Here is a 25933-nt window from a genome sequence, read left to right as displayed (position 1 = left end):
ATACGAGCCGTCAAAACTACAACAAAATATCGATCCACGACTGCGCTGCTCCACTTCCCTACGCTGGTATTACCCAGATCAGGTTCTAAGGGTCTCAAAGGCACACTTTGATCTCAGCCTTTCTAAAGGCCCCCCTAGTGGATTGCATCCGTTATGAAATTTTCTCGTTTGAGTTTATCATATCACTCGGTAAATGGTTGTCAACCCTTTTTTCTATTCCACATCATTTCCGTATTCGGTATCTCAAAAAATCATCCTGCCAAATGTCGACAGACGCTGCCTTCATTGCGTCTTTGCCTGTAATTCGGTATCATAAAAACGCAAACGACTACTATCATATTGGAGTGGGTAATGTGGCGAAAGTATTTTTAAAGCGAAACCGGAAAAAACGGCTCGAGCAAGGGCATCCATGGATTTTTCAAAGTGAAGTCGATCATATTGAAGGCGATTTTGCACCGGGAGATTTCGTCGATGTATACAACCATCAGCACTACTTTTTAGCCAAAGGCTATATTAACCCAAAATCGCAAATGATTGTCCGCGTATTGACGCAAAATCCCGAAGATGAGTTAAATGAGCAATTTTTCGTTGAGCGCATCCGTCAAGCATGGGCGTACCGCGAACGGATGATTCCCGGCGTCCGCTCATGCCGCGCCATTTACGGGGAAGCCGACTTTTTGCCGGGGCTGATCGTAGATAAATACGAAGACGTGCTTGTCGCGCAAATTCTTTCCCTCGGCATGGAAAAACGGAAAGACTGGATTTTGCGCGGCTTACTGGAAGTGTTTCAGCCGCGGGCGATTTATTTGCGCAATGACGTGTACGTCCGCGAACTCGAAGGATTAGAGCAGGAAAAAGGATTTTGGTACGGCGAAGCAGAAACGGAAGTGCTCATTGAAGAAAACGGCGTCAAATATATCGTCGATATTGAAAACGGGCAAAAGACCGGGTTTTTCTTCGACCAGCGGCAAAACCGCGCGGCAATTAAACCGCTCATTGACAGCAGCACAACGGTGCTTGACTGCTTTACCCATACGGGTTCATTTATGCTGAACGCCTGCTTATACGGAGCAAAGCACGTCACCGCGGTCGATATTTCCGAACACGCGATTGAAACAGCGAAACGCAATGCGGCCTTAAACGGCTTTACGAACGTCGAATTTGTCGTCGCCAACGCTTTTGACTATTTGCGCGAAGCGGTTCACGACGGAAAACAATGGGATGTCGTCATCATCGACCCGCCGGCGTTCGCCAAATCCGCGCATGCCGTTCCGAAAGCGCTGCGCGGCTACAAAGACATTAACTTAAACGGCTTAAAGCTTGTCAAAGACGGCGGCTTTTTCGTTACATCGAGCTGCTCGTACCATGTCCGCCCGCATATGTTCGAAGAGATGGTAGCCGAAGCGGCATTTGACGCAAAGAAAATTTTGCGGCGAGTATATTGGAACGGCGCCGGCTACGACCATCCGAAGCTGCTTGCCGCCGATGAAGGCGATTATTTAAAATTTGCGATTTATGAAGTGCGTTCGCGCCGATAATCCATCAGAACAAAAAACGCTTAGGTGGTTCAACATCCCTAAGCGTTTGCTTTTTTATGTTTTTGCAAAATATAGAGATAAAAGCTGATAGAGATGAACACAGACAAAGCCGCGGCAAGATAAATGCTGGAGTAGCCGAACCAATGGCTGATTTGCCCGAAGACCATCGCGCCTACCCCGACTCCTAAATCGAAAAAGGCAAAAAAGGTGGCGTTTGCCATTCCTTTACGGTCTCTCGCCGCCCGTTCGACAGACCATGCCTGCAACGCCGGCTGCACTGTTCCGAATCCAAGTCCGTAAAGAATTGCTGCCGTAAATAGCATCATGCTGTTCGGCAGCCATGCCAACAATAACATCGCCAGCAAAATAAGCGCGGCACCCGGAATAAATACGACCTGATGTCCTTTTTTGTCATACAATTGGCCGGCAAACGTTCTTGTTACCATTAAGGCAAGCGCATAAAGCAGAAAATACCATTGAATTCCTGAAATTCCTTTTTCTGTAGTATATAGTGGTAGAAACGAAGCAATTCCGCCAAATGTCACGGTCAGAAAAAAAAGCAGGATCGAAGGCTCTAACGCACTTTTTTCGTAAATGTCCCATTTGCGCTGTGCCTGCTTTCGCGGCGGTTCGACTTTTTTATATGTAATATTCGCAGCGAACAATAAGGAAGCCAATCCTAATGCGGCGCAAATCAAGAAAAGGGGGGTAAACGACAACACGCCGGCAAGCAATAATCCAAGCGACGGTCCAAATGCCAGCGCTAAGTTTCCTGACAGCCCGTAATATCCCATTCCTTCGCCTCTGCGGCTAGCAGGGATGATGTCCGTGGCAATCGTGCCTGAGGCAGTAGTTGAAAACCCCCAGCCGATCCCTTGAATAACCCTCATCATAAACAACAATAAAATGCTCGTAATAAAGCTGTACGATCCTACCGAAAGAACAAAGATCGCAAGCCCTAACAAAAAGACAAAACGCCGTCCCTTTGTTTCTAATGCATGACCGGCAAACGGCCGCATAATTAATGCCGAAAAGGTGAAAATCCCGACCACTAAGCCGATCAGCTGGTCATTGCCGCCAAGATGCTCAACAAACAGCGGAATTGTCGGCAATGTCATTTGAAAGCCAAGAAAAACAAAAAAGTTGGCTAAACAAATGAGGACAAAATCTTTTGTCCATATTCTTTCTTTTGTCACTGCCCATGCTTTGCTCTGTTGTATGTTCACAAAACATCCTCCCTCTAAATGGTATTTTATTTCGTACCCCTTAATATTTTGTAGTATAACATATAGCTAAAAAAATGGCGGCGAAAAAGCTTAATCACTTCTTTCTGCTACCTTTTATATTTTCTGTTAACCGGCAAACAGCCTGCATGGATAAATAAAACAAAATTGGACCGCAGCCGCCAAAAATTTGTCATTGAAGCCCACCTCTCTCTATATCCAAGGGAAAAGAGACTAACCGAAATGTGGTCAGTCTCTTTACATCGTTACACTTCCAGCATTTTATGCTGCGCTTTAATCAGCTCGTAATAGGTGCCGTGCTTTCGCATCAGCTCCTCGTGCGTTCCCTGTTCGATGATTTCGCCGTGGTCAAGCACGATGATGTTATCGGCATCGCGGATCGTCGAAAGGCGGTGGGCGATAATAATCGCCGTTCTTCCTTTCAACAGCTTTTTCAATGCTTGCTGGATAACAAGCTCCGTTTCCGTATCGATGCTTGCCGTTGCTTCATCTAAAATTAAAATTTTCGGGTCGGCAAGCAAGGTGCGCGCAAACGAAAGGAGCTGGCGCTGTCCGACCGATAAAATATTTCCGCGCTCTTCCACTTCCGTTTCATATCCGTTCGGCAGCTTCATAATAAAATCATGCGCCCCGACTGCTTTTGCCGCGGCGATGACATCCTCGTCGCTCGCGTCCGGATTGCCGAAGCGGATATTTTCCATAATCGTTCCGGAGAAAATAAACGTATCCTGCAGCACGATGCTTACCTGCGAGCGCAGGCTGGCCAGCGAAATTTGCCGAATCGGATGGCCGTCAATTTTGATGACGCCGCCGGTCGCATCGTAAAAGCGGCTGATTAAATTGGCAATCGTCGTTTTCCCCGACCCGGTATGGCCGACAAGCGCGACCGTTTCCCCCGGATGAATCGTGAGCGAAATCCCCTTTAACGCTTTCCGTTTGTCATCATAGGAAAACTCGACGTTTTCAAAATCGATGCGCCCGTGGATATGCTCGATGACAATCGGATTTTCCGCCTCGCCGACCAGCGGCCGTTCATCCAAAAACTCAAAAATCCGTTCTGATGACGCCATTCCCATTAAAATTTGATTGTACACTTGCCCAAGCCGCGAAATCGGCTCCCAAAACATGCCTAAATAGAAAGAAAAAGAAACAAACTCGCCAATCGTGCATTCGTCATGTTGAATCAAAGCCGCTCCATACCATATTAAAATCGCCGTTCCTAGCGCTGTCGTCATTTCGACAAACGGACTGAACATCGCGTTTTTCTTGACCGCTTCTTTCCAAGTAGCAAAGTTTTCTTCGTTTACCCCGTGAAAGTACTCGCTGTTCTCCTGCTCTTGCGTGAACGACTGGGTCACGCGGATGCCTTGCAGGCTTTCATTCAAATGCGAGTTTAATTTTGACTGTTTGATGCGCACCCGTTGCCAGGAAGCGCGGATTCGCTTCCGCAGGCTCGTTGAAATGAAAAACATGATCGGCAAAATCACCATAATCGCGATCGTCAGCTTCACATTGAGCGAAAGCAAAATAGTAATGATCCCGACAAGCAGCAAGACATCCGTCAGCAAATTCACCACTCCGTTGGTAAACAAGTCTTGCAGCGATGTCGTGTCATTCATGATGCGCACCAAAATCGACCCTGCGGAACGCTGTTCAAAAAAGCGGTGCGACAACATTTGCACATGCGTAAACAAATGTTTGCGCAAATCGTAAATGACGTTTTGCCCAAGCATGTTCATCCAGCGGATGCGCAAAAAATTTGCCACATATAAAAGAAGGTATAAGCCGGCAATCAAAAGAACGAGCATCGTTAACAGTTTCGTATTTTTTTGGATGATCGCTTTGTCAAACATGTACACGCCGATTAAAATCGGCAGCAGGAGCCGCACGACGGTAGCCACCATCACCGTCGTAAACGAAAGCGGCAGCAAATTCGTCACGTACGGCTTTAAATATCCTAAAAGCCGCCACATTTGCCGCCAGTTAAACGGTTTATCAATCGCCACGTCTTGCGGGTAATGAAATCGCTCCATCACCAGCCGTTTTTTCTCTGCTATGTTCATCTTTTTCACCTACCTTGCCGTTTCCTGAAGAACTGTCGCCTGATCCCGATATTGAATATCATAAATGCGTTTATATAATCCGTTTTGCCGCAGCAGCTCCTCATGGGTGCCGCGTTCGACAATTCTGCCTTGATCCAGCACGAAAATTTCATCAGCATGTTTCAACGAAGAAATGCGGTGGGCGATAATAAACGTCGTTTTTCCTTTCATCACTTCGCGCAGCGCCGATTGGATGCGAAATTCCGTTTCCATATCGACCGCGCTTGTCGCGTCGTCTAAAATAAGAATGCTTGGATTTTTGCAAATCGCCCTGGCAATCGCAATGCGCTGCTTTTGCCCGCCGGAAAGCCCTAAGCCGCGTTCGCCAAGAATCGTGTCGTATCCCTCTGGAAGTTCCATAATAAAATCATGCGCCCCGGCCCGCTTCGCCGCTTCGATAATCTCTTCCATCGTCGCATCCGGCCGTCCGTAAGCGATATTGGCTTTAATCGTCGACGAGAATAAAAACGTTTCCTGCATGACGACGCCGACGTGGGAGCGCAGCGTTTTTAGCGGATAATGCTCAATCGGGCGCCCATCAATCAAAATTTCCCCTTTGTTTCGTTCATAAAAGCGCGAAATCAAATGGGTAATGCTCGATTTTCCCGAACCGGTTGCACCGATGAGCCCGATCGTTTTCCCAGGATGTGCGTAGAAGGAGATATTTTCCAACGCCAAAGCGGCCTTGTTTCGATAATGCAAGGTGACGTTGCGGAATTCGACTTCTCCGCGAATCGTTGTTAGCGAAGCGTCTGCCTTGTCATCACGAATCGTTTCTTCCGCTTCTAAAATCTCCAACAGCCGTTCCCCAGATGCTTTTGCCTGCGAAAACATATTTATCGTAAAGCCAAGCTGCATAATCGGCCCTAAAATGTACCACGTCAAGCTGTAAAAAGCAACCAGCTCGCCCGGCTGCAGCTGGTGATGCGTCACAAGGTAGCCGCCGTACGCGAGCAGCAGCACAACGCAAATGTTGCCGATCGCCTCCATAAGCGGAAAATATTTGGCCCACAGCGCCGATGTCACAAGCTGGCTCGTTCGCAAATTCCCGTTCTTTTCATTAAAACGCTCGATTTCCGTCGCTTCTTTCGAAAGCGCCTTTACAGTATGAATCCCGCTGATGTTTTCCTGCACTTTTGTATTCAGTTTCCCAAATGACTGGCGAATGCGGCGAAAGGCGGGATGCACGCGTTTGTCAAACTGATAAACGACGACCGCCAAAAACGGCAGAGCGGCGACGGTCACAAAAGTTAGTGTTGGAGAATAATATAGCATGACACAGAAGCTGGCGCCGACCATAATGAGAAACCGCAATAATTCGGAAAAACCGAACGCCAAAAAGAAACGAAATCCTTCGACATCCGACGTCAGACGGGACATCAAATCGCCGGTTTTCGCGTTATCATAATAGCCAAACGGCAGGCGCTGCAATTTTTCATAGAGCGCATCCCGCAGCGCGCGGACCGATTGAATGCCAAACATATCGGCCAAATAATGCTGGATAAACGTCGACCATGCCTTCAGCGCCATGATCGCAATAAATCCAAGCGCCATCCACGGCACCAAATCGTATTGCCCGCCGAGAATGACGGTGTCAATCGTCTGTTGCAAAATCATCGGGTATACGACCGTAATCCCCGTCACAACAAGCAAGAAAATCATCGACCAAATAAAATCTTTTTTATACGGAAGATAAAACTGCTTTAATTTTCGAAAAACAGACATGCTTTCCCCTCTTTCTCGCCCAATCTCCCGTCCTATAATCCATAAAATCCGTCGCTGCACATCTGTTTACATTTTTCAAACCCCCATTTAGAAAATGGAAAGCATTCACTAATACAACTTCATTTTCCTCATTTTACTGTCCGACTATATAAATAAATAGATGAAATCATAACAACAATTTGTATTATCGTAACATTGCATCTTTTGTAAAACGAAGCCCGTATTGCTTGCGAAATTCATTCGGACTCATTCCTTCATACCTTTTAAAGATTCGGCTGAAATACGCTGACTGGGAAAAGCCGCAGCACTCGGCAATTTGTTCAATGCTTAAATCGCTGGAAACAAGAAGAAGGCGCGCTTGTTCTACCCTTACTTTCTGCAAGTATTCCATTGGCGTGCAATCCAATACGGCGCGCATGCAGCGGGCGATGTGATTCGGATGAAAGCGAAGCGCCTCACCGAGATCGCGGTAGTTTATTTTACGGTAATAGTTTTTTCGCAAAAATTCCGCTGCCCGTTCAGCCACCACGGCCGCTTGCGACGGAGTATCCGCCGCCGTATGCATGCACAATTCTTGAAGCAGTTGTTGGAACCAAAGATGGCGCTGCCATTCGCCAAAAAAGGAAGTGTCACTCAAGGAATGGACAAGCTGCCGGCATATTCGCTCGACCGCTTCCATATTGCGGGCGGCTCCGTATTTCGGCAAGCGAATGGCAAACGGCTGCTCGGAAAACAAATTTCTCTGTTTCACCCGCTCGCATTTTTCCGAAGGCGGTTTCTCGACATGTTTCCAGCGGTTTGCTGCCAAAAAATGAAACCAATAAAAATGTGTTTCCGTTTGGCAGACGGCAGTCGGATAGTGATGGCCATTCGGATAGAGAATAAGAAACTGCCCGCCTGCCACTTCATACTTTTCCCCCTGCTCGCCAAGAAATAGGCATCCTTCTGTGACAATAAGCAAGTCAAATACGCCGATATCGCGCCGGTCGGGGTGGTACTGGCCAGTTTGATAGGTCATCTCCCCACCCGCCAGAAAAGACGGCAGCGGCGGGGCAATTATTTCGAGCACGTATATTCCCCCTTTCTTGTTAAACTGCATCATTAGGATAAAAAAAGCTGCCTAATTGGCAGCTTTTCATTTCCATCCTTTCCGCTCGCGCAAGGCGGTGATTTGCGCCGTATGGTGCTTCCCATGCCACGCGTACAGCGCCGTTAATACGTATAAAAATGCGGTTTCTTTTGTTCCTTCATGATAAAACGTCCGCTGGAAATCTTCTTCATCGAGCGCTTCAAGCAGGCTTGCCCACCGCTCATGAAGGCCTTCGAGCAATTTTAACGACGGTTCGATCGGCAGCGAGCGGGCTTCAATTGTTTTTGCCCACTCGCTCTCCTCAAACGGCTTAATCGCCGGCGTATCTTCCGTTAAAATCCATTTCGTGCGCAAAAACGCATTCATGCTTGCGTCGGCGATATGGTGCACTACTTGAATTACCGTCCATCCGCCATCGCGGTACGGCGTATTCAGCTGTTCTTCACTCAAGCCGCGCACCGCTTCCCTCAATGCGCTAGGCGCTTGGCGAATATCGGCAATCCAACGCCCGACATCTTCTTTTCGAAATGCTTCCGGTGCTTTAAACTTTCCTATTGGATAGCGAATGTCATCCATGATTGGTCTCCTCCTTTTTTATTCATATTCCGCACCAATACAAAAAATCCTTCCTTTTGAAATGGAAACGTGTGTACCAGTCTTGATTAATCAACAACAATAAATCTGCTATTTTTTATCCCCTTCGTGTAGACGCTTACTTTTGCTCAATCACCCATAACTTCTATCTACTATTTCAATAAATACACGCGCGCCTCATAAGGCATTAGCTTAAAGCGCGTTGCGTTTTTATGTGGTTTGACGTCATAGTTTTGCAATACCAAGTTTTCGGAGCTCAAGCGGATGCCGTCATAACGGTACAGCGCTGCCCGGTCGCTCAGGTTCACAATAATGACTGCTTTTTCGCTGCCGAGTGTTCTTGTATACGCGTAAATCGTCGGATGTTTTTCTAAAAGCAAGTCATATGTTCCGTAAACGAACACTTCGTTCGTCTTGCGAAGCTGAATCATTTTTTTATAAAACCAAAGCACGGAGTTCGGATCGCGCAATTGTGCCTCAACGTTAATAGTCTTATAGTTTTCGTTCACTTTCATCCATGGCGTTCCCGTCGTAAACCCAGCATTTGGCGCGTCGGACCATTGCATTGGCGTGCGTGAATTGTCCCGTCCCGTTTTCCAAATCACTTTCATAATTTCTTCATGGGAGCGCCCCTTTTTCTGTTCGATTTGATACATTCTTTTAATGGCGACATCATTGTAGTCTTCAATATTCGGAAATTGGACGTTCGTCATGCCGATTTCCTGGCCTTGGTAAATAAAAGGTGTTCCCTGCATCAAAAAGTAGAGCGCACCGAGCGCCTTGGCGCTTTCGACCAAGTATTCCTTGTCATTTCCCCATGTCGAAACCGAACGGGGCTGATCATGGTTTTCCAAAAACAGCGCGTTCCAGCCGCGGTTTTCCAGCCCCTTTTGCCATTTCGTCAGCGTGCGCCTTAATTGGCGTACATCAACGCCGCCATCCGTTCCTTTTTGCCATAATCCTAAATGTTCAAACTGAAAAATCATATTGAAAATACCGTCTTCTTCGCCGACCCATTGTTCTGCATCATCGACAGTCACACCGTTCGCTTCTCCGACCGTCATAGTATCGTATCGCGCAAACGTTTGCATTTTCAGCTCTTTTAAATAATCCATAATCCCCTCTTGGTTCATATGGCCGGCAAAAGACGGAACATAATCCAATCCTTTGGGATTCGGCAAATCCGGCAATCCCGGCTTTTTCTTAATGTGGGAAATCGCATCGACGCGGAAGCCGTCAATGCCTTTATCGAGCCACCAATTAACCATTTGATAAAGCGCTTTGCGTACTTCTTCATTTTCCCAGTTCAAATCTGGCTGCTTTACATCAAAGATATGCAAATAATATTGGTCGGTTTTCGCATCGTACTCCCAGGCGGAGCCGCCAAAAATACTTGCCCAGTTGTTCGGCTCCCGTCCGTTTTTTCCATCGCGCCAAATATACCAATCCCGCTTCGGGTTGTCCCTTGATGAACGCGATTCGATAAACCATGGATGTTCATCGCTTGTATGGTTAATGACTAAATCCAAAATCAACTTCATGCCGCGCTGGTGAACTTCCTTCAGCAGCACATCGAAATCTTCCATCGTTCCGAACTCTTCCATAATCGCATGGTAATCGCTGATATCATATCCGTTATCGGCGTTTGGCGACTTGTAAATCGGACATATCCATATAATATCAATTCCAAGGTCTTTTAAATAATCAAGCTTCTCGATTATGCCACGGAGATCGCCGATTCCGTCCCCATTTGCATCCATGAAGCTTCTTGGGTAAATTTGATATGCCACTCCTTCTTTCCACCAAGCTTTCTTCAAGGCTGTATCCTCCTCTTTTTGTGCATACGTTTTCACTATTAACTGTACACTACATGATGGTGATATACAATCTTTTTTGCAAAAAGAAGGCAGCCTTCTTTTCGACACATATCGGAAGGCTGCGCTTTTTCCCTTTCTTACTCTGTTTTGGAGCGATTCGCCTCTTGACCACTCCCCATGCCTAAAGGCAGGGGATTCTTGGGTAATCCCTTCTACCGAAGAGAAATGGATCAAGCTCAACCCGCCGGCCCGGCGGTGAATAGTCTTATCCCTTCTTGTAAGATGTTTATAGCTGCGTTTACGTCCCGGTCATGGTGCGCTCCGCAACTCGGACATGTCCACACGCGCAAGTTTAGGTTTTTGACTTCTTTGTTTTGATAGCCACAACCAGAGCAACGTTGTGAAGATGGAAATTGTTTGTCCATTTTTACGATGGTTCTGCCATACCATTTCGCCTTATATTCCAACATATCTACAAACTCAGACCAAGACGCATCTGTGATGGATTTTGCCAGATGATGATTCTTAACCATGTTTTTTACTTGCAAATCCTCCAAACAGATTACTTGGTTTTCGTCAATCAGTTTGGTGGACAACTTATGTAGAAAGTCACGTCTTGCATTGACGATTTTTTCATGAATTCGAGCCACTTTTAAGCGTGCTTTGTTCCAGTTAGAACCGCCTTTTTGGCGACGAGATAGGATTCGTTGCCACCTAGCTAGCTTCTTTTCGTACTTTCTGAAGTATTTTGGTGCATTGATTTTTTCTCCAGTAGAGAGAATGGCGAAATCTTTTAAACCAAGATCCACGCCGACTGCTTTTTTGGAAGTTGGCAATGGCTCGATTTCGGTTTCACAAACGATAGATACAAAATATTTGCCTGTTGGATTGCGGCGGATCGTAGCAGAAAGGATTTTTCCTTCGACTTCTCTTGATTTCGCAAACGTTACCCATCCTAACTTTGGCAGTTTGATCTTATTTCCAACTACTTCAACCGTTGGTTTTCCTTTCTTCGGGCAATTGCGTTTTACTACATCCAGGGACACCGTCCCAACGGTTGCTACAAAGTAAGAGTTTGTCCATAGGGATGGTAAGCGTGATTTTAAATGCGGGAACTCTTGACGCAGTATTCGGGACGCATATCCTTTTAAATGCTTAATCACTCTGTGAATATCAAACTGTGGATCGCATTGGATCAATAGATGTACATGATCCGGCATAATTTCCATTTCCGCAATTTCTGCTTGTAGTTCTAGTGCCTTTGATTGGAACAGTTCTTTTCATCGTTCACTTACTGGAGGAACAAGTACTTTCTTACGATACTTCGGACAGAATACGACATGATACTTGCAGTCATACACAATGTTTCAGTTATTTTCCACTTTTCTCATACTTCTCACCTAATGAAATTCGAAATTCTAATACAAAACGTTAGATACAATCAAAATATATCTAACAAAGCAGATGGGAAAAAACGTCGGACTTGCGAGAGGGTTAACCCCCTCCCTCGTCCGACGCTCGCTCTCATCTCCATAGCTGAAGCTAGGGGTTTTCACGCTCGCTTTTTATAAATTTCTAGATTATGGTAAACAACTTTTAACAGCGGCGTTTCGATTTCGTATTGTTTGGCCAATGAAAGCAAGTAGCCTTGCAAATGGTCGGCTTCAATCAGCTGCCCTTTTTCCATATCGCGCTGCATCGATGATTTCATTGCCGCTTCGATTTTATTTAACTGGGCCAATTGCTGATCGACCATTTCTTCCGTCAATGGCGCGCCATGCGCCTGCATGACAGCCGCAATCTCTCTCAGCAAACCATCCACAATTTCTTGTCCGTATTCTCCCGACCGAATTGGGCCGATCGGCGCGCGAAACAGCGTCGTCACTCCCGACATCGTTGCAATAAATAAATATTTATTCCACATATCTATTTCAATGTGCTCGCTTAAACGGAAACGGGCTTTGCAGCCGGAAAATAATTGTTCCAGCGCAAGAACGCGTTCCGTCCGCTCCCCGGACCATTCGCCAAAGCGGACATCATGGGAAGCGCTCGTTTGTACGATTTCTCCATGTTCATTCAATGTTGTTTCAATAAAGCAAAGCCCGCCGAGCACATTGTCTTTGCCAAATTCCTTCCAAAGCATGTCCATATGCGCCATGCCGTTTAACAGCGGCAAAATCATCGTTGCTTCGCCTACATACGGTTTCGCGTCGCGGATTGCTTCCGGCAGATGATATGCTTTGTTGGAAAAAATGACGACATCAAACGGCTCGGCCTGCTCGCCTGTCACAAGCAGCTTTGGAGACAGCACCGCATCGCCGTGAACGCTATGAATCACCAGCCCCCTCTCCTGCAGCTGTTTTTTCCTCCGCTCGCGGACAAGAAATGTCACATCGACTCCTTTTTCCAGCAATCTTCCGCCAAAATAACCGCCGACTGCGCCGGCGCCGACGACAAGAACACGCATCTATGTATTCCTGGTTACTAAAATCTATAAAAATCGACTCCTCGCGATGGAACCAGCAAAACTGCTTGCCGCTCGGATTCTCACCGAGTTCCATCAGGAAGGGAATCCCCTTGTCATTCACCTGCTGTGAAAGACACCCCGTGGTTCGCTGTCAGCGACGGCACCTGTCGTGCACCATTCCTTCCATCGGTCAGTACACGACAACGATTTTAGCAACCAGGTCTACACCTCCTTCAGTTGAATTTGGTCCTGGTTCAGCCAACAACATTTGTGCAATACATTCCATAATGACCATTCATGTTCCTCTTTGAAGTTCTCGATCTTTTTTAACATCCTACCTAGATATTGTCGTTGTTTCGTTCCGCTTTTTGATTGCTTGTAGGATTCTTCCATTGACCCTAACACGGCAACCAAATGGCGTTTCACTTTCGTTTTTATGATGTGAATGAGTTCTTTTGGCAATCGTTCACGATATCCTAATCCCCGTCTGCCAATCACCAAAGCGGCACTTTCATGAACGGATAACCCATACTTTTTCCTATACTTGAAACGTCCGATGACGCTGGTATATGCCGGATTCACTTTTTTGATGCGAAACCCAAGCCGCATCCCCCGACGAATGATGGTATCAGTCAGTTTTTTCTTTTTGAAGTTGTGGGTGAAACGGTTAAATCTTTTGTCCGTATCATGTTGTTGTCTTAGTTGGATGTTTTCGATGACCACTGCCCCAACATTCTCTTGAAGCAGCCAGTCATACACATCTCGTACGGTTTCTCCAACGATGTTGTTTCGTTTATTCGCCCGCACATATTCGAGTTCATGGCAGTAAAACACCTTTGATTGAAGAAAGTTTCCCTGTTTCGAAACGATGCTCACGGCGATGCGGTCAATATTGATATCCATCCCAGCGATTCGTTCCGCTTGAATCGGTTCATCGTAGGTAAGTTCTCTGCCATATACCTCTTCCTCATAGATGAGATGAATGTAATATTCCCCGTTCTTACGTTTGATTTCGACGGTGTACGGTTGATAGTTAATGATCGGCTTTCCTTTTGCATTCACTCCGACTTGTTCTCCCATGACGAGGTTGATGATTTCCTCTTCATATTTTTCAGGAACAGACACAGGGAATCGTAAACGGGGAGCGGTTTTGCTTTCCTGTTGTCCAAGCGGATTCGCGATTTCCACATAACATTCATAGGTGTTGTCGTCATACAGGAGGCGAATATTTAAATTTCCTTTTTTGCTTTTATCGCCTCTGGCGTATAACTGATTCGAGCGTAAATCTTTCCATTCTTCGTTCGTGATTTTTCCTTTTAGACGCTTACAAAAATTTTGTTTCCCGCCAAAAATCACACGTGGAATCATTCTTTGGTCGAGATGGCGCTTTAGCTCGGCTTCTTTCGCTTTGAGCTTTTCTAACCGTTGGCGCAATCCACCTAGACATGTTGGAAGATCGACGTTCTTCGGTGTTTTTCGACCATATTGGTATTCATCTATTTTCTTCGCTGTTTTTTCGATTTTCGCCTGCACATCCTCCAAGCGCATTGGAAGCAATTCACGTTGGGAAGAAATCAGTGATTGAGCAAGCAGGACCGCATCTTCGGCATACCGTTTGTTGAGCCGAAATTGGTGCGGAAGGTGCTTGATGATTTCTTTTGCGTTCCTTCCTTCCAGCAAACGGTTGAACGCGTATCGCTTCGCGGAACCAAAGACGCGCATCAACTCGTCTAATGAGTGAAGTTGTGTTTCATCATCGGAAACGATTTTCATCCCCCGAACCGTTTTCATCCCCTTGCCTTCCCCCTTGTTTGGATCCTTTAGAACATATATTCGTCAATTCTTCTTCATCTCCTTTTTACATGAGGAAGGGGGAGATGATTTTTTATCATCAGACAGGAGACGATGGAAAAGATGGAGAACATCCACCTCTTTACGTCCAAGAACAGGAGATATTTACATGATTTCATACATTTTTATAGATGTTTAACAAACTGCTTATACCTCCTTGCAAAAATAATAAAAATTAAGAAACAGCCACGATGTTCATTTCCGCACGACTGCCGAACATAACGTTACAAATGGAAAAAGGGGAACGTGCTCTTCCCCTTTTTCCCTTCTTATCAGCTTAGCAGCAGCGCGAAACTTTGCCACCCTTCCCGTTATAGCGCGCTTCCTGCACTTCGCAGAAAAACTCTTTTCTTGATTTGATCGGTTCTCCCGGATGGTGTGTTTTCATATGCTCGACATATTTTTCATAATTTGGAACGCCGACAAGCAAATCAAGAAATTGTTTGCGATAGGACAGAATGGTATGAAGCCACTTACGCATAATGTTTAACCTCATTTCCTCCCTCTCTTGGAATATAAGGTGCTTCTTTCAACGGCACGTGTTTGTTTTGCAATACTTTGATCCACATATTTACTGCCGAAATCAACATGGCAATCACAACAAGCATGAAAATCGCGCAAAGCGTTGCATCAATGTAGTCGTTCATAATGATTTGCCGCATTTGTGCTTCATTGGCCGCAGGAGCCAAGATTTCTCCTGCGTTTAATTTATCTTTAAACATATTCGCATGGGCGAGAAAGCCGATTTTCGCATCGCTATGGAACAGCTTTTGATATCCTGCGGTGAGCGTGACAACTAAAAGCCAAGTAGTCGGGATCAGCGTCACCCAAACGTACGCTTTTTTGCCCATTTTGAACAGCACGGTCGTGCCTAATAGCAACGCAATCCCTGCCAGCATTTGGTTGGCAATGCCGAATAGCGGCCACAACGTATTAATGCCGCCAAGCGGATCGACCACACCTTGGTATAGGAAATATCCCCAAGCAAGAACGCACAGCGTCGTCGCGATAATATTGGAAACTAGCGAATCGGTTTTGCCAAGCGGTTTGTAGAAAGTGCCCATAATATCCTGAATCATAAAGCGGCCAACGCGTGTACCCGCGTCGATCGTCGTTAAAATAAAGAGCGCTTCAAACAAAATCGCGAAATGGTACCAGAACGCCATTAACGTTTTGCCGCCGATTACCTTCGAGAGAATAACCGCCATTCCAATCGCCAGTGTCGGCGCACCGCCAGTCCGCGATAAAATCGTCTGCTCGCCGACATTTTTCGCAAGCTCTGACAGCATGTCAGGCGTCACGGTAAATCCCCATGATGACACGACTTTCGCTGCTTGCACTACATCTTGGCCAATGACAGCAGCCGGGCTGTTGATGGCAAAATACGCTCCCGGAGTCAGCACGCAGGCTGCCACCATCGCCATGACAGCAACGAATGATTCCATCAACATCGCGCCATAGCCGATTGGGCGGGCATGGCTCTCGATTTCAATCATTTTTGGCGTCGTACCGGACGAAACAAGGGCATGGAATCCCGACACGGCACCGCAGGCGATCGTAATAAACAGGAACGGGAATAAATCTCCGGCGAACACAGGGCCAGTGCCGTCGACAAATTTCGTTACCGCCGGCATTTGCAAATCTGGCGCCACAACCAAAATGCCCAAAGCAAGACCGACAATCGTGCCGATTTTCAAGAACGTGCTTAAATAGTCACGCGGCGCAAGCAATAGCCATACCGGCAATGCTGATGCAACAAATCCGTAAATGATCATTAAAATCGCGATCGTTTCGCCATTTAATGTAAAAATTTCCGCCAGCGTAGGATGTTCCGCTACATACTGTCCGGCAACTAGCGAGAAAAGAAGCAGAACAAATCCGATTAAAGAAGCTTCCGCCACGCGTCCTGGACGAATAAAGCGCATGTAGATTCCCATCAAAATCGCAATCGGAATCGTCGCAGCGATGGTGAACATGCCCCACGGGCTTCCTACAAGAGCTTTCACAACCACCAATGCCAAAACAGCCAATAAAATAATCATGATTCCCAAAATACCAAGCGCAGCAATGAAGCCTGTCACAGGACCGATTTCTTCTTTCACCATTTCGCCAAGCGATTTGCCATTGCGGCGCATCGAAGCGAATAAAATAACAAAGTCTTGCACGGCTCCGCCTAACACAACACCGATCACAATCCAAAGCGTTCCCGGCAGATATCCCATTTGCGCCGCCAAAATCGGTCCAACAAGCGGGCCGGCGCCGGCGATCGCCGCAAAGTGATGGCCGAACAACACCCATTTGTTTGTCGGCACATAATCTTTTCCGTCGTTAAACACCTCGGCAGGCGTTTTGCGATTGTCATCAAGCCCAAATACTTTGCGGGCGATAAACTTGCTGTAAAAACGGTAGGCCACCGCATACGTACATACAGCAGCAACAATCAGCCAAATCGCATTAACCGTTTCGCCACGGCTTAACGCGAGGATCGCAAATCCTGCTGCTCCAAGTACAGAAATAAGACCCCAAAGCAAAACGGATTTAAGCCCCTTCACATTTTTTCCCCCTTTGTTATTCAACAAAATTCATTACATTAATATTATATTAATTATTCTGAAAAATTTAAAGAAAATATTTTTGGATTATGTTAACCAATAATATGATGGACAAGCATTTTATTCCATAAAACTATTTATTTACAAAAAAGAAACATTCCATTTAATTATTGTAAAAAAGCATAAAATATCGCTTCTTGTTAAATAATGTAATTGCAGTAAATATCAAGGAGGTGCAATTCCCTTTTCATCGCAATAACAGGCAATGCAATCTTGAAGCAACTTATTTTTAGTAAAGGGTTAGAAAACGTGAAGGCAATAGAACAGTTATTGTGGAGCATTGCACTACCTGGATTTGGGCAAATTTTAAATAGAAAATATTTTAAAGGTGCTTTATTTATCTTCCTGGAGTTTGTTATTAATACTCAATCACGGTTTAACGAGGCTATTCGGTTAAGTTTTTTAGGAAATACTCATGAGGCCAGCCACATCATTGACTTTGAGTGGCTCATGTTTTATCCATGTTTATATTTTTACGCGATGTGGGACGCGTTCAAAGATGCTGGCGGAGGAAAAACTCCTTATTCGTTCCTGCCGTTTGTATTTTCCGCCTATTTCGTTACCGTCGGCCTGATGTATTCCTCGCACGTTACATTTTTGGGCATATTTTTCGGTCCTATTTGGCTGCCGATGCTGTTTGTCATTCCTGGGATATGTATCGGACGGCTGCTTCAAATTTTATTGCTAAAATTCCATACTCCACACCAATGAGAAATGCTTGGACAACGAAACAGCATTTCTCATTTTTCCTTTTTGTCGTAAAATCATAGTTGAATTTTCCAGCGTTTTATTATATGCTTATACCAACAACAAATACTATATATTGTGTTTTTTTCTAATCAAACAACTATATATAGTAAAACCACAAGCAATGGTGTCCGTTCGGACTTAATAGGGAATCTGGTGAGAATCCAGAACTGCCCCCGCAACTGTATGTGCGGACGAAATGGAGCATCCACTGTATGCGAAAGCTCGCTTGGGCGCGCATATGGGAAGGATCCAAAGTAGGAAGAAGCACGAGTCAGGAGACCTGCCTTGCTTGGTTGCGTTTCATGTTCTCCGGGGAGCGGGAAGATGAAACGATGGTGGAAAAGGGATTCCCCTGCCCTTTTTATGCTGTCGTTTCATCCACTCGTTGACCCGAGTGGATTTTTTTATGGACGATAAGGAGGAGAAAACGATGGCGTTGCAAACAAGCAATACGATGATTACGAAAGAAAATGGACAAGCGGAGCCATTTTCCCGCGAGAAACTCATTTCCTTTATCCGCCGCATGACAAACGATTTTCCACACTTACGGACAGACGACTATACCGAACGCATCATCCGCTTGATCGAACATAAAAAGGTCATGTCTGTCGAGCAGCTCTTTCATTATCTCATACTAGAGGGACTTTCCTATATTAGCGAAACGGAACCGGAATGGACATTTGTCTGCGCCCGCATTTATTTAGAACAATTATACAAAGAAGCAGCAAAGCAGCGCGGATACGATGAAACGCAACGCTACGGCAGCCTTTATGATTTAATTGCTACACTTGTCGCAAAGGGAGTGTATCATCGTTTCCTTTTGGAAGATTATACAAAAGAAGAAATCACGGAACTCGCCAAACTTATCGATCCGGAAAAAGACAAGCTGTTTGCCTATATCGGCTTGCGCACACTTGCCGATCGCTACCTTGCCCGCGACTACGAACGCAACTTATATGAGCTTCCGCAAGAGCGGTTTCTTATCATCGCAATGACGCTAATGGCCAAAGAGCCAAAACAGCGACGTCTTGCCCTTATCCAAGAAGCGTACTGGGCGTTAAGCAACTTGTACATGACCGTTGCCACACCGACTTTGGCAAACGCCGGCAAACGCTGTGGACAACTGTCAAGCTGCTTTGTCGATACGGTCGATGACAGCCTGCAAAGCATTTACGACAGCAATACCGATATCGCCAACCTTTCGAAATCGGGCGGGGGAATCGGCGTCTATCTTGGCAAAATCAGAAGCCGCGGCAGCGACATCAAGGGCTTTAAAGGCGTTTCCTCCGGCGTGATTCCATGGATGAAGCAGCTCAATAACACCGCCGTCAGCGTCGATCAATTAGGGCAGCGCAAAGGCGCGATTTCCGTTTACTTAGACGTGTGGCATAAAGATATTTTCGCCTTTTTGGACGCGAAATTAAATAACGGCGACGAACGGATGAGAACGCACGATTTATTTACGGGCGTCTGCATTCCTGATTTGTTTATGGAGCAAGTGGAAAAGCGCGGCGATTGGTATTTGTTTGACCCGCATGAAGTGCGGAAAGTGATGGGATTTAGCCTGGAGGACTTTTATGATGAAGAAAAAGGGCGCGGCAGCTTCCGCGAAAAATACTGGCAATGTGTTCAAGAAGCGCGACTTTCTAAAGAAAAAGTACCGGCAATTGAAATCATGAAAAGCATTATGCGCAGCCAACTAGAGTCAGGGACACCGTTTATGTTTTACCGTGATGAAGTGAACCGGAAAAACCCGAACGCGCATCTTGGCATGATTTACTGCAGCAACCTTTGTACGGAAATCGCGCAAAACCAAAGCCCAACCGTCGTAGAAAAGCAATATACAAAGGACGGAAAGGTCATCATTGAAAAAATCCCGGGCGATTTTGTCGTCTGCAATTTGTCGTCCATCAATCTTGCCCGCGCCGTCACCGACGATGTGCTCGAGCGGCTCATTCCAATTCAAATGCGCATGCTTGACAACGTCATTGACTTAAACAACATTCCTGTCCTGCAAGCGCAGCTTACCAATCAAAAATACCGCGCCGTCGGGCTTGGCACGTTCGGCTGGCACCATTTGCTTGCGTTAAAAGGCGTTCGCTGGGAATCGGATGAAGCAGTTGAATATGCGGACAAGCTGTACGAAAAAATTGCTTACTTAGCCATCAAAGCGAGCATGGAGCTTGCGAAAGAAAAAGGAAGCTATCCGGCGTTTCCAGGGTCTGAATGGCAGACGGGCGCCTATTTTGACAAACGAGGCTACCGTCGCAACGATAATGTCGACTGGGACACGCTGAAAAAACAAGTCGCCAAACACGGCATGCGCAACGGTTACGTCCTGGCGGTTGCGCCAAACGCCTCAACGTCGATTATCGCCGGCAGCACCGCAAGCATTGATCCGATCTTTTCAAAAGTGTACGCCGAAGAAAAGAAAGATTACAAAATCCCGGTCACTGCACCTGATTTAAATGAAAAAACAACATGGTACTATAAATCGGCGTACCATATCGATCAGCATTGGAGCATCAAGCAGAACGCAGCTCGCCAACGCCATATCGACCAGGCGATTTCGTTCAACTTTTACGTCATGAACACGATTAAAGCAAGAGAACTGTTAGGCCTTCATCTCACCGCCTGGAAGTCAGGACTAAAAACAACCTATTACATCCGTTCTACTTCCAGTACGATCACTGAATGCGAATCATGCGCAAGTTAAGGGGGACAAAACATGGCACATGCATTAACGAAAAGAGTCATCATGGACCCGGAAGCGCCCAACCGCTCGACACGCATCATTAACGGTAAATGCTCAAACGTCCTGAACTGGGACGATGTCGCCTACCCGTGGGCGTACGCCAAATATAAACGGATGCTGGCCAACTTTTGGACGCCATTTGAAATCAATATGTCGCAAGATGTCAAGCAATTTCCATTGCTAACAGAGCGCGAGCAAGACGCGTTTTTGAAAATTATCGGCCTGCTCGCCCTGCTTGACAGCATTCAAACCGATTACGCCGGCAGGGTCGCCGATTATATTACCGATTCGAGCATTAACGCGCTCATGATCATGCTTGCCCAGCAGGAAGTCATTCATAACCATTCGTATTCTTACGTGCTTTCAAGCCTTGTGCCGAAACAAAAACAGGACGAAGTGTTTGAATTTTGGCGGAATGAGCCGATTTTGCGCAAGCGAAACGATTTTGTCACGAACGGCTACAAAGCGTTTGCCGAAAATCCGAACGTCGAAAACTTATTAAAATCGATTGTCTATGACGTGATTTTAGAAGGATTGTTTTTCTACTCCGGGTTTGCTTTCTTTTACAATTTGGCGCGCAATCAAAAAATGGTCGCGACAAGCACGATGATTAATTATATCAATCGGGACGAACATATCCATGTCGATCTGTTCGCGAAAATTTTTAAAGAAGTACTGAACGAATACCAAGAATACAATACTCCTCAGCTCGCTGAATTCGTGCGGGAAACGTTCGTTAAAGCGGCCGAGCTGGAAATCGAATGGGCCAATTACATTATCGGCAACGATATCGATGGCATTGATATGTACGATTTAAGCGCCTACATTAAATTTTATGCCAACGTCCGCGCCCATCAGCTTGGCTTTGACCGTCCGTTTGACGGCTATCGAACCAATCCATTGCGCTGGATTAAAGCGTATGAAGAAGTCGACCTTGGCAAATCCGATTTCTTTGAACAAAAATCACGGCAATATACAAAAGTGAATATCGATAACGGATTTGATGAGTTATAAGCAAAAGCCGCCAATCACCCGTTGGCGGCTTTTGTTTCTAATTTGTTTTCACTTTTCTTCTTTTTCAACGTGCCAGCGGCAATAACCCCAGCGATGACAAGAATTTCAAATCCGTATTTGGCAATCGGATTGGCAAAGTACTGATCTAAAAACGGCTCATCTACAATCATTTTCGCCGCAGTCCAAGCCAATACCCCTGCCCCGATTGTAATAATGACCGGAAAACGCTCGATCCATTTTAAAATGATCGTGCTTCCCCATACCATAATCGGTACGGAAATCATCAATCCAAGTATGACTAGTAAGAAGCTGTCATGTGCTGCTCCAGCCACTGCCAGCACGTTATCCAATCCCATTAACGCATCGGCGATAATAATTGTGCGGATCGCTTCCCATAAGCTTCCTCCCGCTTCGACATCATGTCCTTTTTCCTCAACAAGCAGCTTATAGGCAATCCAAACAAGCAAGATACCGCCAATTAACAGCAATCCAGGAACTTTTAATAGCCATACGACAAACAAAGTCGCAAGCGCGCGGATCACCACCGCACCTACTGTCCCCCAAATAACCGCCTTTTTTTGCTGGTGCTTTGGCAAATTACGCGCCGCCAAGCCAATGACGATCGCATTGTCGCCCGCCAATACAAGATCAATAATAACAATCGATAAAAGCGCTGTTAAAAATTCCACTTACCATTCCTCCTTTACACGCCGTATTTATTTTTTAAATGGGAAGGAGCCATTTTGATGATTTGCTGAAGGATAAATAATAACACCGTTATATCATCGATAATACCAAACAAGCCAAGCCAGTCGGGAATGAGATCAAACGGAAATGCGACATAAGCGAGCAGCAAGAAAACAGAGAACGCTTTTTTCCGCATCGGCACTTCTCGGGATCGGAAAAATTCAAGCAAAAATGGGGCGAAGCGGCGGATTTTCACAATGAAACGAAGCCGTTTCCACCATTTTCTCATATGATCCCTCCTACTATAACTTTTCTCCACCTTTGTATTGTATCCAAATCCTCAATTAGAATGGCCTTACGCGCCGAAAGTGTGGCATTGCTATCGGCTTCCATCCTCCCTTCTTTTTCATTAAAAATAAAAGACCTTTACCGATTTGGTAAAGGCCTTTCATAAAAACAGACCTTTACCAATATTGGTAAAGGTCTCGCTAACAACGTTGCCGTTGCCAACAAAGCCGAGGGTGTTGCCCTGAACTGACGACTTTGTTGTTAAAGCTACTCCCCTTTAACAAAGAAAACATGTATTTACCTTCAATTTAATGATATTCAATCCTTATCTATATTGTCAACCAAAAACTGCTCTCTTATAAATAAATATCATGAGTAATGATCACCATTGTCAATCCATATTTTCTGTGCCAATATAAAAAATATGATATAATTCAGAAAAAATTCATTGGGGAGAGACAAATATGAATACCAAAGAAATTGCTGCTCTTTTTCTGCTTGCGGCTTTATGGGGAGCCTCTTTTTTATTTATGCGCATCTCTGCCCCTGCCATCGGACCTGTGCTTACGATCGAGCTGCGCGTACTTATTGCCGGCATCTTGCTGTTATTGTATGTATGGATGTTCAAAAAAAGCGTAGAGCTGAAAGCTTATTGGAAGGAATATCTCATCGTCGGAGCGCTGAATGCGGCAATTCCGTTTACGCTCATTGCCGCTGCCACGCTGCATTTACCTGCTTCCGTAGCGGCCATCTTGAATTCGACCACTCCGTTGTTTACCGCGCTTGTTTCGCGATGGTTTCTTCATGAGCCGCTTTATGCAAAAAAGTGGATCGGCATCGCCCTCGGCACTGTCGGCGTGTTTGCGCTAGTCGGCTGGAGCCCCGTTCCACTGTCAACGCAGACCGTTTTTTCTGCGTTGCTGTCGATTTTGGCCGCGTTCTCATACGGATGCGGCGGTGTATATGCTAAAAAGGCATTTACGGGAGTTTCTTCCTTATCGTTGTCGATTGGGCAGCAACTAGGCGCCGCTGCTGTGCTCATTCCGTTGGCAGCCTTCGCTATTCCAACGAAACCAGTATCGCCGCTCGTCATATATTCGGTATTGGGACTGGCCGTTTTTTGCACGGCGATCGCTTACTTATTTTATTTTTACTTACTAGCAAACGTTGGGCCAACCAAAACGTTAAGCGTTACCTTTCTTGTACCTGTTTTCGGTGTCATCTGGGGAATGATTTTCCTTCACGAAAAAATCACGATTGGCATGCTCGGCGGATTAGCCATTATTTTAACAAGCATTTTCCTCTTGTCAGATGTCAAAATCAACGTGAAGCGGCAAGAGTACATAAAAGGATAAGGGGGAAAACGATGGAAAAGCCATATTACGCGGTAATTTTTACCTCGGAGCGAACCGAAGGAGATCACGGATATGATGCGATGGTGAAGCAAATGGTAGAACTGGCCTCCCAACAGCCTGGCTTTCATATCCCCGTTCCGGAAAGCATTTTTGTTTTTGCCAAAGAACTTCCTTACCAAACGGAAAAGCAACAACATCCAAAACTCACACGTCAGACGAAATGGCGAAAATGGCTAGCGGTTGCTGCCGCTTCCGTCGTCATCGGGATTTCAACGGGAGCTTATATTTCTCCGACATTCGCCGCCTACATGAAATCCTTTTTCATCCGCCCTGAACTGGATAAAGGCTTGCAAACCGCCGCAAAAGAAGGATTCTCGCAACAAACAAAAGCCGCTGTCACCGATCACGGTATTACGTTTAGAATCAAAGAAGTAATGGCGGATACGAATCGTCTTATCTTTACGTATAGCCTTAAAGACAAAAACGGGAAATTGATTGACCCAACTATTCTTTTTGAAAAAAATCAATTGGGACCAGAACGAACAATGTATTTTGTGAAGGGCCTAGACGCATTTTACATTACAAACGAGAAAGGGGAGATCGTATCCACCAATACGACATATAAAACAAAAACGGGGAGAATGGTTTCCCAATCTATTGATCGAGTATTCCCTCACGGTCATTACGCCGATATTATGTTCGAGTTAAACGATAAAGCCCGCGAGGCAAAGCAGCTTTTTATTCATATCGATATCCATCAAATCGGTACGGTCGAAGGAGAATGGAAACTTAAAATTCCAGTTAATATGAACAAAAGCATGATGGCTACAAAAACCATCCCGATCGATAAAACGTATGTAACAAAAGACGGATTGCAAGTCACCATAAAAAATCTCGTCCATTCTCCTACATTAACAAGCATTGAGTTAGAAACGTCTTGGACAGAGAAAGGAAAAGAACGGCTAAAAAGCCACCCAGAATACTGGCTTGGTGACCAAATGTTTTATCAGCCGCTATTTGATATTGTCGATAGCAATGGAAATATTGTCGCAACAACTTTACCAAGATGGAACATCGAAACGTCCAAAAGTACGGTATTTGTTTATAAAGAAGAACTTCCTTCCCGACATCCAGATGTCGTCCGCTGGCGCTATTCGTTCCTCCCGTTTTCATCAAAAGGAACATATACGCTTGTATTTCGCGGGATCGAAAGAACGGAATTCCCAAATCAATCTCTGACATTCTCTGTGGACGAATTGGAAAAACAACCGATTTCTCTTCGCTATAAAGGAAGTACTCTTACGCTTCATCAGTTAAGATTAGATAAAAGAAAACAAGCAGGCATATTAGAGGAAGAAGAAAACACTTATTCATATATGTATTTCGAAGTAAGCGACGAAAAACAGCGCGTTTACACAATAAACAAAAAAGACTTTTCAGAGACACCGATCATTCACTATGACAGAAACACCATGATGTACAACATAAAAAGAAATACGATGCTAGAAGGAATGAACAAAATGCCGAAACAATTGACAGTAACGTTAAAAACGGTAATTGTATCTTATCTAAATGAGAATTGGTATGTTTCACTTCCTGCCAGCAATGATTAATAAAAAAGCAAGGGGGCTCCCCTCCCCTGCTTTTTTTACTGCCCCGACGTGAACTTCAACCCGATGATCCCGACAAGAATGAACAATAAAAAGACCATTCTCGGCGCATTGACCGGCTCGTTTAAAAACAGCATGCCGATAATAACCGCCCCCATCGCCCCGATTCCCGTCCATACGGCATAGGCGGTTCCGATTGGCAGCGTTTTTGTCGCCATCGACAAAAAATAAAAGCTGGCAAGCGCACCGAAAACCGTAATGATGGACGGCACAAGCCGTGTAAATCCCATCGTATATTTTAACGCGACCGCCCATACCACTTCGAAAATGCCGGCAATGACTAAGTATACCCAGGCCATGTTCGTCACTCCTTTGTTGCAAAATAAAAAAGCCGCGAAGAAATATCGAAACGATATCCTCCCGGGCTTTTGTCC

The 25933-nt window shown here is 45.5% G+C and carries 19 protein-coding genes, 2 pseudogenes and 2 riboswitches; of the genes and pseudogenes, 7 read left to right on the top strand and 14 right to left on the bottom strand.

Annotation, left to right across the window (positions count from 1 at the left end):
- Positions 1-38: 38 nt before the first annotated feature.
- Positions 39-146, bottom strand: a riboswitch (TPP riboswitch).
- Between the two features lie 207 nt (positions 147-353).
- Positions 354-1538: a class I SAM-dependent rRNA methyltransferase gene (locus GCA01S_RS13360; RefSeq protein WP_042410692.1), complete on the top strand. Its 1185-nt coding sequence runs from the start codon at positions 354-356 to the stop codon at positions 1536-1538.
- A 38-nt stretch (positions 1539-1576) separates the two neighbouring features.
- Here the strand turns inward: GCA01S_RS13360 and GCA01S_RS13355 are convergent, their stop codons facing one another.
- From GCA01S_RS13355 to GCA01S_RS13305, 11 genes and pseudogenes are all read right to left on the bottom strand, one after another.
- Complete coding sequence (locus GCA01S_RS13355; RefSeq protein WP_017435804.1) at positions 1577-2764, bottom strand: MFS transporter; 1188 nt, start codon at positions 2762-2764, stop codon at positions 1577-1579.
- A 263-nt stretch (positions 2765-3027) separates the two neighbouring features.
- Positions 3028-4845 carry an ABC transporter ATP-binding protein gene (locus tag GCA01S_RS13350; RefSeq protein WP_017435803.1) on the bottom strand — a complete coding sequence of 606 codons (1818 nt, stop codon included), beginning with the start codon at positions 4843-4845 and terminating at the stop codon, positions 3028-3030.
- 9 nt (positions 4846-4854) lie between these two features.
- Positions 4855-6609, bottom strand: coding sequence for an ABC transporter ATP-binding protein (locus GCA01S_RS13345; RefSeq protein ID WP_042410691.1), 1755 nt, complete (start codon positions 6607-6609; stop codon positions 4855-4857).
- A gap of 184 nt (positions 6610-6793) precedes the next feature.
- The gene (locus GCA01S_RS13340) at positions 6794-7678 is read right to left on the bottom strand and encodes a helix-turn-helix transcriptional regulator (RefSeq protein ID WP_052510047.1); all 885 of its coding nucleotides are present in this window, start codon (positions 7676-7678) and stop codon (positions 6794-6796) included.
- A 66-nt stretch (positions 7679-7744) separates the two neighbouring features.
- Complete coding sequence (locus GCA01S_RS13335) at positions 7745-8275, bottom strand: YfiT family bacillithiol transferase (RefSeq protein WP_042410689.1); 531 nt, start codon at positions 8273-8275, stop codon at positions 7745-7747.
- A 170-nt stretch (positions 8276-8445) separates the two neighbouring features.
- Positions 8446-10110 carry a glycoside hydrolase family 13 protein gene (locus GCA01S_RS13330; protein WP_042410688.1) on the bottom strand — a complete coding sequence of 555 codons (1665 nt, stop codon included), beginning with the start codon at positions 10108-10110 and terminating at the stop codon, positions 8446-8448.
- Positions 10111-10346: 236 nt separating this feature from the next.
- Positions 10347-11474 (bottom strand): annotated as a pseudogene (gene tnpB, locus GCA01S_RS13325) (IS200/IS605 family element RNA-guided endonuclease TnpB).
- Between the two features lie 188 nt (positions 11475-11662).
- Positions 11663-12577: a 2-dehydropantoate 2-reductase gene (gene panE / locus GCA01S_RS13320; RefSeq protein ID WP_042410687.1), complete on the bottom strand. Its 915-nt coding sequence runs from the start codon at positions 12575-12577 to the stop codon at positions 11663-11665.
- Positions 12578-12799: 222 nt separating this feature from the next.
- Positions 12800-14368 carry an IS200/IS605 family accessory protein TnpB-related protein gene (locus GCA01S_RS13315; protein ID WP_042410684.1) on the bottom strand — a complete coding sequence of 523 codons (1569 nt, stop codon included), beginning with the start codon at positions 14366-14368 and terminating at the stop codon, positions 12800-12802.
- Positions 14369-14705: 337 nt separating this feature from the next.
- Positions 14706-14909 carry a YbdD/YjiX family protein gene (locus GCA01S_RS13310; protein WP_017435755.1) on the bottom strand — a complete coding sequence of 68 codons (204 nt, stop codon included), beginning with the start codon at positions 14907-14909 and terminating at the stop codon, positions 14706-14708.
- The gene (locus tag GCA01S_RS13305; RefSeq protein ID WP_042410682.1) at positions 14902-16980 is read right to left on the bottom strand and encodes a carbon starvation CstA family protein; all 2079 of its coding nucleotides are present in this window, start codon (positions 16978-16980) and stop codon (positions 14902-14904) included. Before GCA01S_RS13305 ends, GCA01S_RS13310 begins: the two co-directional genes overlap by 8 nt.
- A gap of 309 nt (positions 16981-17289) precedes the next feature.
- Here GCA01S_RS13305 and GCA01S_RS13300 point away from each other — a divergent pair, with 309 nt between their 5' ends.
- The 3 genes from GCA01S_RS13300 to GCA01S_RS13290 all read left to right on the top strand — a co-directional run bounded on the left by GCA01S_RS13300 (position 17290) and on the right by GCA01S_RS13290 (position 21559).
- On the top strand, positions 17290-17751 hold the full coding sequence (locus GCA01S_RS13300; RefSeq protein WP_042410679.1) for a DUF5683 domain-containing protein: 462 nt from the start codon (positions 17290-17292) through the stop codon (positions 17749-17751).
- A gap of 143 nt (positions 17752-17894) precedes the next feature.
- Positions 17895-18092, top strand: a riboswitch (cobalamin riboswitch).
- A gap of 128 nt (positions 18093-18220) precedes the next feature.
- Positions 18221-20506 (top strand): ribonucleoside-diphosphate reductase subunit alpha, encoded by a 2286-nt coding sequence (locus GCA01S_RS13295; RefSeq protein ID WP_042410677.1) that lies wholly within the window; start codon positions 18221-18223, stop codon positions 20504-20506.
- A 12-nt stretch (positions 20507-20518) separates the two neighbouring features.
- On the top strand, positions 20519-21559 hold the full coding sequence (locus GCA01S_RS13290; RefSeq protein WP_017435751.1) for a ribonucleotide-diphosphate reductase subunit beta: 1041 nt from the start codon (positions 20519-20521) through the stop codon (positions 21557-21559).
- A gap of 14 nt (positions 21560-21573) precedes the next feature.
- On the opposite strand, the gene GCA01S_RS13285 is transcribed toward GCA01S_RS13290, so the two are convergent.
- Together GCA01S_RS13285 and GCA01S_RS13280 are read right to left on the bottom strand one after the other, a co-directional pair.
- Positions 21574-22248 (bottom strand): TerC family protein, encoded by a 675-nt coding sequence (locus GCA01S_RS13285; protein ID WP_042410676.1) that lies wholly within the window; start codon positions 22246-22248, stop codon positions 21574-21576.
- A 14-nt stretch (positions 22249-22262) separates the two neighbouring features.
- Complete coding sequence (locus GCA01S_RS13280; protein WP_017435749.1) at positions 22263-22535, bottom strand: YkvA family protein; 273 nt, start codon at positions 22533-22535, stop codon at positions 22263-22265.
- Positions 22536-22998: 463 nt separating this feature from the next.
- Between GCA01S_RS13280 and GCA01S_RS13275 the strand changes: the two genes are divergently transcribed.
- The 3 genes and pseudogenes from GCA01S_RS13275 (at position 22999) to GCA01S_RS13270 (ending at position 25502) form a co-directional block, all read left to right on the top strand.
- Positions 22999-23889, top strand: a complete 891-nt coding sequence (locus GCA01S_RS13275) for a DMT family transporter (protein WP_042410673.1) — start codon at positions 22999-23001, stop codon at positions 23887-23889.
- An 11-nt stretch (positions 23890-23900) separates the two neighbouring features.
- A pseudogene (locus GCA01S_RS21345) lies at positions 23901-24014 on the top strand (antibiotic biosynthesis monooxygenase); the annotation flags it as partial.
- On the top strand, positions 23991-25502 hold the full coding sequence (locus tag GCA01S_RS13270) for a DUF4179 domain-containing protein (RefSeq protein WP_369492348.1): 1512 nt from the start codon (positions 23991-23993) through the stop codon (positions 25500-25502). The pseudogene GCA01S_RS21345 and the gene GCA01S_RS13270, both read left to right, overlap by 24 nt.
- A gap of 35 nt (positions 25503-25537) precedes the next feature.
- Here the strand turns inward: GCA01S_RS13270 and sugE are convergent, their stop codons facing one another.
- Complete coding sequence (sugE, locus tag GCA01S_RS13265) at positions 25538-25858, bottom strand: quaternary ammonium compound efflux SMR transporter SugE (RefSeq protein WP_017435744.1); 321 nt, start codon at positions 25856-25858, stop codon at positions 25538-25540.
- Between the last annotated feature and the right edge of the window lie 75 nt (positions 25859-25933).

The organism is Parageobacillus caldoxylosilyticus NBRC 107762, from assembly GCF_000632715.1.
Classification (GTDB): Bacteria; Bacillota; Bacilli; order Bacillales; family Anoxybacillaceae; genus Saccharococcus; species Saccharococcus caldoxylosilyticus.
Note: the sequence above shows the minus strand (reverse complement) of the source record. Positions and strands in the feature narration are given on the sequence as shown.